16 protein-coding genes are annotated in these 12,178 nt (G+C 41.4%); 8 read left to right on the top strand and 8 right to left on the bottom strand.

Annotated elements, in window-relative coordinates; genetic code table 11:
• Positions 1–11: 11 nt before the first annotated feature.
• Complete coding sequence (locus AC1XUE_RS18595) at positions 12–662, bottom strand: hypothetical protein (protein ID WP_483357489.1); 651 nt, start codon at positions 660–662, stop codon at positions 12–14.
• A 280-nt stretch (positions 663–942) separates the two neighbouring features.
• On the opposite strand from AC1XUE_RS18595, the gene AC1XUE_RS18590 reads away from it, so the two are divergent.
• Positions 943–1,449, top strand: a complete 507-nt coding sequence (locus AC1XUE_RS18590; protein WP_483357488.1) for a DUF4494 domain-containing protein — start codon at positions 943–945, stop codon at positions 1,447–1,449.
• A 50-nt stretch (positions 1,450–1,499) separates the two neighbouring features.
• On the opposite strand, the gene AC1XUE_RS18585 is transcribed toward AC1XUE_RS18590, so the two are convergent.
• A complete protein-coding gene (locus AC1XUE_RS18585) occupies positions 1,500–2,231 on the bottom strand; it encodes a hypothetical protein (RefSeq protein ID WP_483357487.1) in 732 nt (243 codons plus the stop codon).
• Positions 2,232–2,366: 135 nt separating this feature from the next.
• Between AC1XUE_RS18585 and AC1XUE_RS18580 the strand changes: the two genes are divergently transcribed.
• Positions 2,367–3,167: a UDP-2,3-diacylglucosamine diphosphatase gene (locus AC1XUE_RS18580; RefSeq protein WP_483357486.1), complete on the top strand. Its 801-nt coding sequence runs from the start codon at positions 2,367–2,369 to the stop codon at positions 3,165–3,167.
• Between the two features lie 8 nt (positions 3,168–3,175).
• Here the strand turns inward: AC1XUE_RS18580 and AC1XUE_RS18575 are convergent, their stop codons facing one another.
• The 4 genes from AC1XUE_RS18575 to AC1XUE_RS18560 form a co-directional block, all read right to left on the bottom strand.
• Entirely contained in the window at positions 3,176–3,913 is a 738-nt protein-coding gene (locus AC1XUE_RS18575) for a carboxypeptidase-like regulatory domain-containing protein (protein WP_483357485.1), read from the bottom strand.
• A gap of 134 nt (positions 3,914–4,047) precedes the next feature.
• A complete protein-coding gene (locus AC1XUE_RS18570; protein ID WP_483357484.1) occupies positions 4,048–4,881 on the bottom strand; it encodes a phosphatidate cytidylyltransferase in 834 nt (277 codons plus the stop codon).
• Complete coding sequence (locus AC1XUE_RS18565; RefSeq protein WP_483357483.1) at positions 4,862–5,074, bottom strand: putative signal transducing protein; 213 nt, start codon at positions 5,072–5,074, stop codon at positions 4,862–4,864. Before AC1XUE_RS18565 ends, AC1XUE_RS18570 begins: the two co-directional genes overlap by 20 nt.
• Before the next feature lie 37 nt (positions 5,075–5,111).
• The gene (locus AC1XUE_RS18560) at positions 5,112–6,065 is read right to left on the bottom strand and encodes a CPBP family intramembrane glutamic endopeptidase (RefSeq protein WP_483357482.1); all 954 of its coding nucleotides are present in this window, start codon (positions 6,063–6,065) and stop codon (positions 5,112–5,114) included.
• Between the two features lie 108 nt (positions 6,066–6,173).
• Here AC1XUE_RS18560 and dusB point away from each other — a divergent pair, with 108 nt between their 5' ends.
• The 6 genes from dusB to AC1XUE_RS18530 all read left to right on the top strand — a co-directional run bounded on the left by dusB (position 6,174) and on the right by AC1XUE_RS18530 (position 9,636).
• The gene (gene dusB, locus AC1XUE_RS18555; RefSeq protein WP_483357481.1) at positions 6,174–7,163 is read left to right on the top strand and encodes a tRNA dihydrouridine synthase DusB; all 990 of its coding nucleotides are present in this window, start codon (positions 6,174–6,176) and stop codon (positions 7,161–7,163) included.
• Positions 7,157–7,678, top strand: coding sequence for an acyl-CoA carboxylase biotin carboxyl carrier protein subunit (locus AC1XUE_RS18550; protein ID WP_483357480.1), 522 nt, complete (start codon positions 7,157–7,159; stop codon positions 7,676–7,678). The genes dusB and AC1XUE_RS18550 overlap by 7 nt, the downstream gene beginning before the upstream one ends.
• A 63-nt stretch (positions 7,679–7,741) precedes the next feature.
• Complete coding sequence (gene pyrH, locus AC1XUE_RS18545) at positions 7,742–8,461, top strand: UMP kinase (protein ID WP_483357479.1); 720 nt, start codon at positions 7,742–7,744, stop codon at positions 8,459–8,461.
• 24 nt (positions 8,462–8,485) lie between these two features.
• Positions 8,486–9,046 carry a ribosome recycling factor gene (gene frr, locus AC1XUE_RS18540; RefSeq protein WP_483357478.1) on the top strand — a complete coding sequence of 187 codons (561 nt, stop codon included), beginning with the start codon at positions 8,486–8,488 and terminating at the stop codon, positions 9,044–9,046.
• Between the two features lie 70 nt (positions 9,047–9,116).
• The gene (locus AC1XUE_RS18535; RefSeq protein ID WP_483357477.1) at positions 9,117–9,347 is read left to right on the top strand and encodes a hypothetical protein; all 231 of its coding nucleotides are present in this window, start codon (positions 9,117–9,119) and stop codon (positions 9,345–9,347) included.
• Positions 9,337–9,636, top strand: a complete 300-nt coding sequence (locus AC1XUE_RS18530) for a hypothetical protein (protein ID WP_483357476.1) — start codon at positions 9,337–9,339, stop codon at positions 9,634–9,636. Before AC1XUE_RS18535 ends, AC1XUE_RS18530 begins: the two co-directional genes overlap by 11 nt.
• An 84-nt stretch (positions 9,637–9,720) precedes the next feature.
• On the opposite strand, the gene AC1XUE_RS18525 is transcribed toward AC1XUE_RS18530, so the two are convergent.
• Both AC1XUE_RS18525 and AC1XUE_RS18520 read right to left on the bottom strand, forming a co-directional pair.
• A complete protein-coding gene (locus AC1XUE_RS18525) occupies positions 9,721–10,713 on the bottom strand; it encodes a UDP-glucuronic acid decarboxylase family protein (protein WP_483357475.1) in 993 nt (330 codons plus the stop codon).
• Positions 10,714–10,752: 39 nt separating this feature from the next.
• The gene (locus tag AC1XUE_RS18520) at positions 10,753–12,069 is read right to left on the bottom strand and encodes a UDP-glucose dehydrogenase family protein (protein ID WP_483357474.1); all 1,317 of its coding nucleotides are present in this window, start codon (positions 12,067–12,069) and stop codon (positions 10,753–10,755) included.
• Between the last annotated feature and the right edge of the window lie 109 nt (positions 12,070–12,178).

Raw genomic sequence — 12,178 nt, 5'->3', positions numbered from 1 at the left:
AAAATGATTATTTACTTGAGAGAACCAGTCAGCATATTACTGGTGATTTCTTTTTCAAAAGTGATGTATCCGGGGTAATTCAAAGATTTACCTGCCAGGTCAAGGGTGGGTTTCACTTTTATTGTAAACTTAGAAGGGGCTGCACCCGATTTTCCTGTAAGTGCCATTATCATATTCACAAACTCATCTCTTGTCTCATTGTTATTCAGTAACTGGTACACATTGGCGTTGAGTTTGATAGGAACACGGGTGCTGGCGGTTCCTGGCATCACTTCAATTCTCTGGTTAAGGAATCCGCTGAAAAGTTCACTTTTTGTAAGCAACACTTTGTATTCCAGCTGGTTGATAGCTGCACGGTTTTTGGTTGGATTTGTAATGTCCATATTCACGCGCAGATCAAGTGGTACATTTTTACGGAGCAAAGCAATAGCGAGTCCCGGATATCTGGCAAGATCGAGATCATTGAATCCTTTTATATTTCTGAATTCACGTATATCTATTCCTGCTACATAAACACTGTCTACGGAAGCCAGGTCATACTTGCATTCCCCAAAAGTTTTTACCTCGGAAACCTGTTTTCCTACACCACAACTAATAAAAACGGCGGAAGCGGCCATAGCCAGCAGAATCGCAACAGAGGTAAGAAGAAATTGTTTTTTCATTATCAAGTATTTTTTTCAAAGTTAAGCAGATGGTAACACAACGCAACCTGAAGGTCTTCATTATTTACAGTCCGATAATTTTGTGCATGCTTCTGCGGATTATTGTTTCACAGACCCGTGGTTGGACGTACGGCAGGCTATCGGTCACAAATTCAGGATAGATTACAGATTGATGAACCTACGATCGGGATAATTTTTTGAAATTAGAATTCTTGCATGCATTCTGCCGGAAACATACCTTTGCAGCCGTAATTTTTTAGGATTTTAAAACACATCAATCATGGCAAGCTGGTATCTGGGGAAAATAAAATATCAAAAAGAAGATGAGGCCGGAAGCCTGAAGACGATCAGCGAAGTCTATCTTGTTGACGCTATCTCGTACACGGAATCGGAAGCCAGATTGTATAAACAGATTGTTACAGGAGCTACTGATTTCAGTGTGTCGAGTATCTCACGTATGCGCCTGGCTGATCTTTTTGCTTATGAAGATGGAGAGCAATGGTTCAAAATTAAAGTGATTTATTTCTCTGTGGATGAGAAGAGTGGGAAAGAGAAAAAAATAGTAAACTATATGCTGCTAAATGCCGAAGGAATTGATCAGGCTCTTGAGCGCATCAAGGAGAGTATGCGTAACTTCCTGATTCCCTATGAGGTAACAGATATTAATCTGACGCCCATTATGGACGTATTCCCATATACCGCCGAGGAGGAAGAAGTAGAAATCCCTGCCAATATGAGGCCTCTGTCCGAGGTGATGGCGGAGCGCGCTGCTGCAGAAGATATTTAATAGCATAAGTGCCCGGGCTATTCATCATCCGGGCACTTACAAATACATGATTAATCCATTTTTATCGTCTGGTAGGGTTTTGTTATAGCCAGGAAAGGATCAGGATTGATACCTGTCAACTTGAGTTTGATACCTCCGGAACTGATCTCTGAAATTAATTGATTCGGGTTCAATAGATACAGGTAGTCAATAGATACCGGAAGGCTTGCAGGTATTTCAATGAGCTCAAAGCCATAAATCGGATAGGTATTGAAAGGTAAAGTCGTAATCCAGATTTTATCTTTGTTTTCCGATGTAGCGTAAGAGAGATCATATTCCAGACTCTCAAAACCAAAATCAACTCTTTTGTTTCCGGTTGGTGTACAGTAGGTAGCAAAATTTTCCTTCTGTTGCGACTGCGTTTCAGCATCCGGCTTTACGTCATCTACTTTCTCTGCAATTTTGATCTTCTTTCCGTCTTCGTCAGTTCCATAGTGAAGATAACGGCCGTCCGGAAAGGCTATGATAAAATCAAAACCTTTTTCCTGGAAACTGCTTTCTCTCTTGAAACACATAGCGCCGGTTACAGGATCCAGATGAACCTTAATCTCTCCTTTTGTTTTCTCAGCAGCATTTTCATAAGACATAACCAGTGCATGACTGAAATAATACTGTCCCTTTTCCGGTTTCCATTGCTGTGCACGTTGTTTGTCCTGGGCTATTTTTTTTACTCCCTGAGCCTGAGAGAGAAGAGTACAGGAAAGTAGTATGAAGAACAGAACTCCTGCGAATTTTTTTAACATGGTTAAAACAAGTTAGCGTTGATGCTTTTATTGATGATGCTGCAAAATTACGAATCGATTGTGAGAGTTGGTACTTTGGCGATGAATGACATTTAACAGGAAGGTAGTAAATTGCAGCGCATTAGAATCCGGTATATGAGTTTTAGTTTTCAAAAGAAAAAGATTGTTTTACAGGAAGGACGGAAAGCCTATTTTTCTTCAGATTATCATTTGGGAGTTCCCGGAATCAAAGAAAGTCAGGAACGTGAAAGATTGATTGTACGCTGGCTTGAATCGGTGGAACATGATGCACAGGTGCTTTTTCTGGTTGGGGATATTTTTGACTTTTGGTTTGAATATAACCATGCGGTTCCAAAAGGATTTGTGCGTGTATTAGGTAAGTTGGCTCAGTTATCGGATAGAGGAGTGGAGTTAATCGTGTTCACTGGTAACCACGACATGTGGATGTTTGGATATTTGACCGATGAACTGGGAGCTTCCGTATACCGGAATCCGGTTCATTTTGAAGTTGAAGATAGCAGCGGTATCATATCTCAGCTATTGGTCGGTCATGGCGATGGCCTGGGACCTGGCGATCAAACTTATAAAATACTCAAACGCGTTTTTGAGAACTCATTTTTTCAATTGCTTTTCGGTCTGGTGCATCCGGATGTTGGTATATGGATTGCCAAAACCTGGTCAAGAAGAAGTCGTGCCGCCAATATCAAAAAGGGGGAAGAGCGTTTTATGGGTGAAGATCAGGAATGGTTGCTACACTATTGCAGAGAAATTGAGGCACAGCAACATTTTGATTTTTATATCTTCGGACACAGGCATCTGCGGCTCGATCTGGCTGTAAATGACCGAAGCCGCTATATCAATCTTGGAGAGTGGGTAACATTGCAAACCTTCGCCACCTATGACGGTCGTCAAATGTTGCTTTCCAGATTTGAATAGAATATCACTTATTTTTTTGTCTTGTCAGTCTCTACAGGTGGCGCAAAGTCACGCTGCGTAATGTTTTCTTGAGGTGTATTTCCCAGATCCTTGCGATATTCTTTTTGTTTAAGATCTCCGTTTTTGACCGATTTGATAAAGCGGTTCCATGCAAAGGGATTCAGGAAGGGAAAAGTAGTAGCGAAGTTTTTTGCACCAGCAGATTCTCTACCGAATATTTGCTGATCCATCGTATACCGGTAGTTGGTTTGTCCGTTGTTAGGCATGGACGCGGCCATCCGGTTAATGTAATCCGGATCAGTGCTTTTTGCCAATGCGTCCCGGTCAGCCTGGTCTGGCAATCTCAGGGCCAGGAATGCTTTTTTGAATTCTTCCTCAGTTGAATACGGATAAATTTTCACCTCAGTAAGAAGTGTTGCATTCTCCTGCATGGCAATAATAGCCGAGTAAGTTTCAGAGTTGTAGTTACGCGGAATAATGTGGTACTGCTTTTTATAACCCAGATAACTGTAAACTATACTGTCCCCGGGAAAAACGGCAATATTAAATTCACCATCACGACCTGCCAAAGTTGCTCTCCCAGCTTTTGGTATATAAATGGAAGCACCAGGTAGACGTTCACTGGATTTGCCTGCTACAACAATACCACTGAAGATAATCGCTTTCTTTTCTCCTTGAGCTGAACTTTCATGGCCGGAGAAAACTGCTACAAATATTAATATGATGATTAAAAGGCTCCTTTTCATTCGTTCAGGGTTTTGCTCATAGCTCAGCGGAGCTTAGCATTGTATTTAATTACTAAAAGTGAACTGCTATTATAAACGGTCAAAAATCGTTCCTGTCTCAGAACGTTCCTGAAAACAACATGGCGATACGGTTTTCAGGAAAACAGTTTTAAAAAAGTGATGATGAAAGGTGCCGAGAGCAACAAACCATCAAAACGATCTAAAAACCCTCCATGCCCCGGAATACTACTTCCTGAATCCTTGATGGCAATACTTCTCTTGAAAAGTGATTCGACGAGGTCGCCATATGTACCAACGACAACAATAATTGCACCTATGCAATACCATTTCCAAGGTTCGAATGTAAGGAAATATTGCCCCAAAACAAAGGCGATCAGTGCAGCAAAGGCGGCACTTCCCATTGCTCCTTCCCAGGATTTTTTTGGAGAAATACGCTCAAACAATTTACGTTTTCCAAACTTTGTTCCTGCAAAATAGCCACCTATGTCCGAAGCCCACAGTAAAAGTAAGCTACCCAATACAATCTCATAATTATAGGTTCCGCCGCGCATGGCTGTTGCTATGATAAGTGCAAAGGGTAACGCGACATATATAATTCCAAGAAAAGTAAAACCGATATTGGTAAATGGTTTCAGATCATTTTTTTTATATAATTTGATAAAGAAAATCATGGACAACAATGGCGTAATGATGAAATAGTTTTCAAAGGGAACTATTTCCTTTTCTATCAGGTACGCAAGAAGCATCATGACTGTGCCACAAAAGGTGCCATAATAAGTGAGTGGTTGGTTACCATCAAGTCCAAGCAACTTATAAAATTCGAGTTGAGTAAGCGAACTGATCATGCAAAGCAACAGCAGACAGGTCCAGTCACTGTATACAATGCAGCCAATAATTACAAACACGCCTGCAAGTGCAGTAATGGTTCTTTGTTGAAGGTTATTAAGGCTATTTAATCTGTTCCGCATTCGCTAATACTGTTAGTGCCTGTTCCAGATCGTGAGTCGGGACGTGCACTTCGCACGTGCCGAAAATAGGATAGCTGCTGTCTTTTCTATTTACAATTACTGCGGCTATTCCGTTTTGATCCAGAAATTCGCGTGCCAGTTCGGCTTTTATCATTTGTTCGCTTTGGAAAGCTTTTGACCAACTCTCGTCCATGTCTGCGTAAGGATTATATTTTCAATTTTAACTTTTTTTAACTGTTTGCTCTTTCTCCGGATACCTGCTTCCGCAAGAAAAACAGAAGGAGAGAAGTTCCGGCAACAGATGCAACTACAAGAGGCCAGGGCATACTTTTCATTTCTTCTATATTTATTGACAACAATTTGACATTATACAAGTACATCATCACAAGTACAAATCCGTTGTTTACAAAATGTGCAAATATTGCCAGGCGAAGGCTTCCTGTCCAATAATACAAATATCCGAACACTGCACCAAGCAGCATTCGTGGAATGAATCCGTAAAACTGGAAATGAATGGCACTAAAAATGGCTGCTGAGACCCATATGGCCGCATGTGCATTACCAGTTTCTTTTAAAAGTTTTCGCTGAATAATACCCCGGAACAAAGTCTCTTCTCCCCAGGCAGGTAAAAATGCAACCACAAAAAGTGCAACTACTAACTGTCCTGGTTGGTTGTAACTTGTCAAAAATGCTGTAAGCATGGCCAGCTGTTCTTCTTTTTGCTTCATCCATGTTTCTATTCCGGATAGGGATTCAGGAAAAGTCATGGATGCATTCCACTCGATGAATTTGCTGTTAAGAGGCATAAAAACCATAACCAGCAATAAAGCCATAATCAGCAGTTTCGGGGTCTTGATATGTCTGATTTCGAAATCTGAGAAGGATTTTCTTTCAATATATGTCCAATACAGAAGGGCGGGTAGCAGATAGGAACAAAAGTGAACTGTTCCCTGAAGGATCATCATGGCACTCCATCCATCTGGTACAAGGGTAGGATCGGTAATCAATTGATTGAGCAATACTGCAACAGTACTGGCATCAGCAGAATAGAAAATAGCTAGTATTCCCAATGCGATCACGTTACCTAATGCCATGCCTATCAGCATAAAACCAACTAAAACCAATAAACTTCCCCAGGTACCCGGTACACGTGATTCCACCAAATCAGAATGATTTTTTTGCATAATTGGTGTAAATTTACAGTTTATTGTCAATTTAAAGTAATGATGACCTTGTATAAGTGCCTCAACCAGATTTATGAGGTGATGTATCGCGAGGCGTCGATGTCATAAATGGTAAAGATCGGAAATATAGAATTGGGAGAGTTTCCCTTGCTGCTTGCACCCATGGAGGATGTAAGTGATCCGCCGTTCCGTGCGGTTTGTAAGGAAAATGGTGCAGATCTGATGTACACAGAGTTTATATCATCAGAAGGTTTGATCCGGGATGCTGCAAAGAGCGTTCAGAAGCTCGACATATTTGAGTATGAACGTCCGGTAGGAATTCAACTCTTTGGAAGTGATATAGAGACGATGGGCTCCTGTTCAGAAATTGCATCAAAAGTAAATCCTGACCTCATCGACATTAATTATGGATGTCCGGTTAAGAATGTTGCTTGCCGTGGAGCTGGCGCAGCTTTATTACAGGATATTCCTAAAATGGTAAAAATGACGGAGGCGGTGGTGAAGTCAACACATTTGCCGGTAACTGTGAAAACCCGGTTGGGGTGGGATGAGAATACCAAAAATGTGCAGGAAGTTGCGGAAAGATTACAAGATATTGGTATCCAGGCACTATCTGTTCATGGCAGAACCCGCGTGCAGATGTACAAAGGAGAGGCCGACTGGACTTTGATCGCCAGGATTAAAGAAAATTCACGTATCACCATTCCGATTTTTGGAAATGGCGATGTTGACTCACCTGAAAAGGCACTGGAGTATAAAAATCTATATGGTGTTGACGGCATCATGATCGGTCGAGCTACAATAGGTAATCCGTGGATATTTAACGATATCAAACATTATATGAAAACGGGAATGCGTATGTCGCCTCCGAGTTTGGCAGAACGGGTTGCTGTTTGTCGACGCCATCTTGAGTTTTCGATCCGATGGAAAGGGCCTATTGCCGGTGTTTTTGAAATGCGTCGTCACTACACCAATTATTTCCGAGGGCTGGAAAATTTCAAACCATTCCGTATGAGGCTTGTGGAAGGTATGTCGTTTGAAGAGTTGGATGGTATATTGAACGAAGTAATCCACGAATATAGCGAACAGGTATGCTGAAAGTTTCTGTGCAGAGCGATGGGAAAACTCCCGAGGATAGCCCGTCTTTTGAAATTGAAAGTCAGGCCGGTCAATGGCTGTTTAATGGCAGAACCTTTGACGGAGACATCGCGAAACTGTCAGAAAGTAAGTATCATGTTATCTGGAATCATAAATCTTACCTTATTGAAATTACAGATCACAATACATCAGGAAAAGCTTTATCTCTGACCATTAACGGCCAAAATTATTTTACTATAGCAAAAGATCGGATTGATCTCTTGCTGGAAGGGATGGGGTTGCAGGCTAAGATGCCGAATAAAATCAATCATCTGAAAGCACCTATGCCAGGATTGATTCAATCGGTGGCTGTGAAAGAAGGGGATAAAGTGGTTAAAGGTGACATATTGCTGGTGTTGGTCGCGATGAAAATGGAAAATGTAATCAGAGCGGCAGGAGATGGAAGGGTGAAATCGATGAAGATAATTGCAGGTCAAACTGTTGAAAAAAATCAGGTAATGTTAGAGTTTGAATAAATAACTTGTTTATCTAATATCTCAGCATGTATTTTTGCGCACAAATCACCTACATAACAAACCATGCCGGAACCAAAATATAAACGTATACTTCTCAAACTCAGCGGAGAAGCTCTTAATGGTGGCGATAAAGCCCAGGTAATTGATTTCAACATTCTGGAAATGTATGCACAGGAAATCAAAAAAATTGCAGAAGTAGGTGTACAGATTGCCATTGTAATCGGAGGTGGAAATATTTTCCGTGGTGCATCTGTTGAAAAGTCGGGTATTGACCGTGTGCAAGGTGATCACATGGGTATGCTGGCTACGGTAATCAACGGAATGGCAATTCAGAGTTCACTTGAAAAACACAACATGACAACCCGTCTGATGTCGGCCATCAAAATGGAGCAGGTATGTGAGCCATTGATTCGCCGCAGAGCAGTACGTCACCTTGAAAAAGGCCGCGTTGTTATTTTCGGTGCAGGAACTGGAAATCCCTATTTTACCACTGACACAACCGCAGGGCTACGAGCTATCGAATCTGAAGCAGAAGTGGTGTTAAAAGGAACCAGAGTAGATGGTGTTTACACCGCAGATCCTGAGAAAGATCCTACCGCAGTAAAATATAACCAACTGAGTTTTGATGAGGCGTTGTCTAAAAATCTTAAAATTATGGATTTGACAGCATTTACACTCTGCAAAGAAAATAATGTGCCGATTATCGTTTTTGATATGAACAAGCCGGGTAACCTTTATGATCTCGTCATGGGAGAAGAGGTTGGTACCTTGATATCGAATTAGTAGAAAATATCCTGTTTAAAATTTATGGAAGAAATAGAATTATATCTCGAAGACGCTCGTGATACTATGGAGGGGGCTATCAAGCACCTTATTATCGAACTAGGCAAGATACGTGCCGGAAAAGCTTCTCCTCAAATGCTGGAGGGCCTTCAGATCGAGTATTACGGCTCGATGACGCCTATTCAGAACGTGGCTACGATCAATACGCCGGATGCAAGAACGATAGCGATCAGGCCATTTGAGAAAAAGATCATCAATGATATAGAGAAAGCAATCCGCAACGGTAATTTGGGTTTTGCTCCTTCTAATGATGGAGAGATGATCCGTATTTCAGTTCCGCCTCTAAACGAAGAGCGCCGTCGTGAACTTGCTAAAAGAGCAAAAGGAGAAATTGAAACCGCAAAAATCAATATTAGAAATATACGTCAGGATGCTAACAACTCTCTCCGTAAACTTACAAAGGAAGGTGTATCCGAAGATCTTGTAAAGCAAAGTGAGGAGCGTGTGCAGAAGCTAACAGATGGATATGTTACCAAAGTGGAGCAGATCTATGTTGCGAAAGAAAAAGAAATACTGGAAGTATAGATCCACTTATATAATTTGATCGTTGTGTTACAATTAAAAATGATTTTTTCTGATTAACTATTCGACAATCATGGAAACGACTTTGCATTTTGATACAACATTGAGCTTAAGTGAATTGGCGCAAATTCTCAGAGAGCAATTGCCTGCAAAGGATCGTCAGATTCTGGTTGAAATGCTAAAGGAAGACAATGAGGTTTCTTCCAAAGAACACATTATCAGTCAGTTAAAAGACGATTATATAGCTCATCAGGAGGGTACTCTGAAGACCAGATCGTTAAAGGATGTGCTTAATGAGTTATGATGTAGTCGCTTCTGAGAATTTTGTAAAGGAGTTAAAGCGTTTGGCAAAGAAATATTCTTCCTTAAAAGAAGAGATTGCGTCACTTGGTCATAATCTTTCTTTAAGTCCTGCTTTAGGAACTCCAATAGGTAAAGATTGCTATAAAATAAGATTACCAATTAGGAGCAAAGGGAAAGGTAAAAGTGGTGGAGCCAGAGTTATTACACTAGTTGTCGCCTTCAGGAACGAAGTTGTTTTGCTATCGATATATGACAAATCGGAAAGAGAAAATATTTCCAGCGAGGAGTAAAAGAAGCTTTTGAAAGAAATTTCATAAAAACAAGAGCACATAAAAAATCCCGCCGAAAGCGGGATTTTTTATGTGCTCTTGTTTTTATTTTCCTCCGGAAAACCCTTCAAATCCGCGGTGATTTGCTTCCTCGTAAAGTCTGTCGTTTGGTAGGCTACGGAAGTAATCGTATGTGATACGAAGTCCTTGTTCGCGGGAAACTTTTGGTTCCCAGCCAAGTATTTCCTTTGCTTTTGTAATATCCGGCTGACGTTGTTTCGGATCATCCTGAGGAAGATCTTTGTAAACCACTTTCTGATCTGTTCCTGTCAGAGCAATGATCTCTTCCGCGAATTCTTTAATTGTGATTTCACCGGGATTTCCGATATTGACAGGCAAAGAGTAATCACTCATTAAAAGTCGGTAAATTCCTTCTACCAAATCATCCACGTAGCAAAAAGCCCGTGTCTGAGAGCCATCACCGAAAACGGTAATATCTTCTCCGCGTAGTGCCTGGCCGATGAATGCAGGAAGTACACGTCCGTCATTGAGTCGCATTCTTGGGCCATACGTATTGAAAATACGAACGATACGTGTTTCCAGATTATGGTAACGGTGGTATGCCATCGTGATCGCCTCCTGGTAACGTTTTGCTTCGTCATAGCATCCGCGTGGACCGATCGGATTTACATGTCCCCAGTAATCTTCAGTTTGTGGGTGAACCAATGGATCACCGTATACCTCAGATGTAGACGCGATGATAAAACGTGCATTTTTAACCCTTGCCAAACCAAGAAGGTTATGCGTACCCATTGCGCCTACTTTCAATGTCTGAATAGGAATTTTGAGGTAGTCTATCGGGCTGGCTGGTGATGCAAAGTGCATGATGTAATCCAGTTCTCCCGGAACATGCACAAATTTGGTCACATCATGGTGGTTGAATTCAAAGTTAGGATTGGGCATTAAGTGCTCAATATTACGCATGTCACCGGTAATCAGATTGTCCATCCCGATTACATACATACCCTCCTTTAAGAATCGTTCACAGAGGTGAGAACCTAAAAAGCCCGCAGCTCCTGTTATTAATACACGCTTCATTAATAGTGAGATGATTAAATGAAAATTATTTTAGAATGTTCAGGCTGGAACAACCTTTTCGCGTCCGATGCTGTAATAGGTATAGCCCATCTCGCGCATTTGTCCCAGTTCATATAAGTTTCTACCGTCGAAAACTACTTTATTTTTAAGAAGTTTAGCCATTTTTTCAAATTCCGGTGTACGGAATTGAGGCCATTCGGTAAAAATCATCAATGCATCAGCATCGTCCAGCGCAGCATACGGCGTATGGCAGAATGTAATTTTATCACCTAATATTTCTTTCACGTTATTCATCGCTTCAGGATCATAGGCCGTAACAGTTGCGCCTGCTTCAAGGAGTGCTTCTATATTTTCCAACGCTGGCGCTTCCCGTATATCATCAGTATAGGGTTTGAAGGCAAGTCCCCAAACGGCAATGGTTTTCCCTTTCAAATCTCCGTTAAAGTAATTTTCAACCATAGGAAGCAGCTTCTTCTTCTGGTCGTAGTTAACGTCCATGACAGATTTCAATATCCGGAAATCATAGTCATAATCCTGAGACGTCTTGGCTAATGCCTGTACATCTTTAGGAAAACAACTTCCTCCGTAACCGATACCAGCAAACAGGAATCGTTTTCCGATACGGCTGTCTGTACCAATCCCGCGACGGATATCATCTACATTTGCACCTACTTTTTCACAAAGATTGGCGATTTCATTCATGAAGGTGATCTTCATGGCAAGGAATGAATTAGCGGCATATTTGGTCATTTCAGCTGAACGCTCATCCATAAAGATAACCGGGTTCCCCTGACGTACCAATGGAGCATAAAGCTTCTCCATCACTTTTTTTGCCTTCTCGGAGGTGGTTCCTACTACAACACGATCAGGTTTCATGAAATCTTCCACAGCTACCCCTTCACGCAGGAATTCCGGGTTAGAAACCACATCGAAGTCGACAGTGATATTTTTTGCAATGGCAGCGTGTACCTTTTCCGCCGTCCCTACAGGTACTGTACTTTTATCAATGATGACAGCGTAGTGGTCCAGTATATGGCCCAGATCGTCAGCAACTTTGAGAATGTATTTCAAATCTGCAGACCCGTCTTCTCCCGGAGGCGTAGGCAATGCAAGGAAGATAACTTCGGCGTCCTTAATACCTTCCGACAAATTAGTCGTGAACTGAAGACGTCCTTCAGCTACATTACGGTCAAAAAGAACATCTAATCCCGGTTCATAGATGGGAATGTCGCCATTTTGCAACCTTTCAACTTTTCTTACATCAATATCTACGCATGTAACCTGATTCCCCGTCTCTGCAAAGCAGGTTCCGGTAACTAATCCCACGTAGCCTGTTCCAACAACAGCAATTTTCATAAATGTTTTAAGTATATAGTTGTGATGACACTGAAAGATAAATGAATTGTACTTAATCAAGTCTGACCCTTCAAGTATCGAGCAAAAGTAATTTTTTTAGGCGAATCAG

It is taken from the genome of Dyadobacter sp. HNCC25DJ187 (assembly GCF_056895255.1).
Note: the sequence above shows the minus strand (reverse complement) of the source record. Positions and strands in the feature narration are given on the sequence as shown.

What these genes read in the sequence shown, in the direction of transcription:
- AC1XUE_RS18580 (WP_483357486.1), top strand. Translation starts at nt 2,367, where the DNA reads ATGAGTTTTAGTTTTCAAAAGAAAAAGATTGTTTTACAGGAAGGACGG.
- AC1XUE_RS18570 (WP_483357484.1), bottom strand. Translation starts at nt 4,881, where the DNA reads ATGCGGAACAGATTAAATAGCCTTAATAACCTTCAACAAAGAACCATT.
- AC1XUE_RS18550 (WP_483357480.1), top strand. Translation starts at nt 7,157, where the DNA reads ATGCTGAAAGTTTCTGTGCAGAGCGATGGGAAAACTCCCGAGGATAGC.
- AC1XUE_RS18585 (WP_483357487.1), bottom strand. Translation starts at nt 2,231, where the DNA reads ATGTTAAAAAAATTCGCAGGAGTTCTGTTCTTCATACTACTTTCCTGT.
- AC1XUE_RS18575 (WP_483357485.1), bottom strand. Translation starts at nt 3,913, where the DNA reads ATGAAAAGGAGCCTTTTAATCATCATATTAATATTTGTAGCAGTTTTC.
- AC1XUE_RS18530 (WP_483357476.1), top strand. Translation starts at nt 9,337, where the DNA reads ATGAGTTATGATGTAGTCGCTTCTGAGAATTTTGTAAAGGAGTTAAAG.
- pyrH (WP_483357479.1), top strand. Translation starts at nt 7,742, where the DNA reads ATGCCGGAACCAAAATATAAACGTATACTTCTCAAACTCAGCGGAGAA.
- AC1XUE_RS18560 (WP_483357482.1), bottom strand. Translation starts at nt 6,065, where the DNA reads ATGCAAAAAAATCATTCTGATTTGGTGGAATCACGTGTACCGGGTACC.
- AC1XUE_RS18525 (WP_483357475.1), bottom strand. Translation starts at nt 10,713, where the DNA reads ATGAAGCGTGTATTAATAACAGGAGCTGCGGGCTTTTTAGGTTCTCAC.
- dusB (WP_483357481.1), top strand. Translation starts at nt 6,174, where the DNA reads ATGGTAAAGATCGGAAATATAGAATTGGGAGAGTTTCCCTTGCTGCTT.
- AC1XUE_RS18595 (WP_483357489.1), bottom strand. Translation starts at nt 662, where the DNA reads ATGAAAAAACAATTTCTTCTTACCTCTGTTGCGATTCTGCTGGCTATG.
- AC1XUE_RS18590 (WP_483357488.1), top strand. Translation starts at nt 943, where the DNA reads ATGGCAAGCTGGTATCTGGGGAAAATAAAATATCAAAAAGAAGATGAG.
- AC1XUE_RS18520 (WP_483357474.1), bottom strand. Translation starts at nt 12,069, where the DNA reads ATGAAAATTGCTGTTGTTGGAACAGGCTACGTGGGATTAGTTACCGGA.
- AC1XUE_RS18535 (WP_483357477.1), top strand. Translation starts at nt 9,117, where the DNA reads ATGGAAACGACTTTGCATTTTGATACAACATTGAGCTTAAGTGAATTG.
- AC1XUE_RS18565 (WP_483357483.1), bottom strand. Translation starts at nt 5,074, where the DNA reads ATGGACGAGAGTTGGTCAAAAGCTTTCCAAAGCGAACAAATGATAAAA.
- frr (WP_483357478.1), top strand. Translation starts at nt 8,486, where the DNA reads ATGGAAGAAATAGAATTATATCTCGAAGACGCTCGTGATACTATGGAG.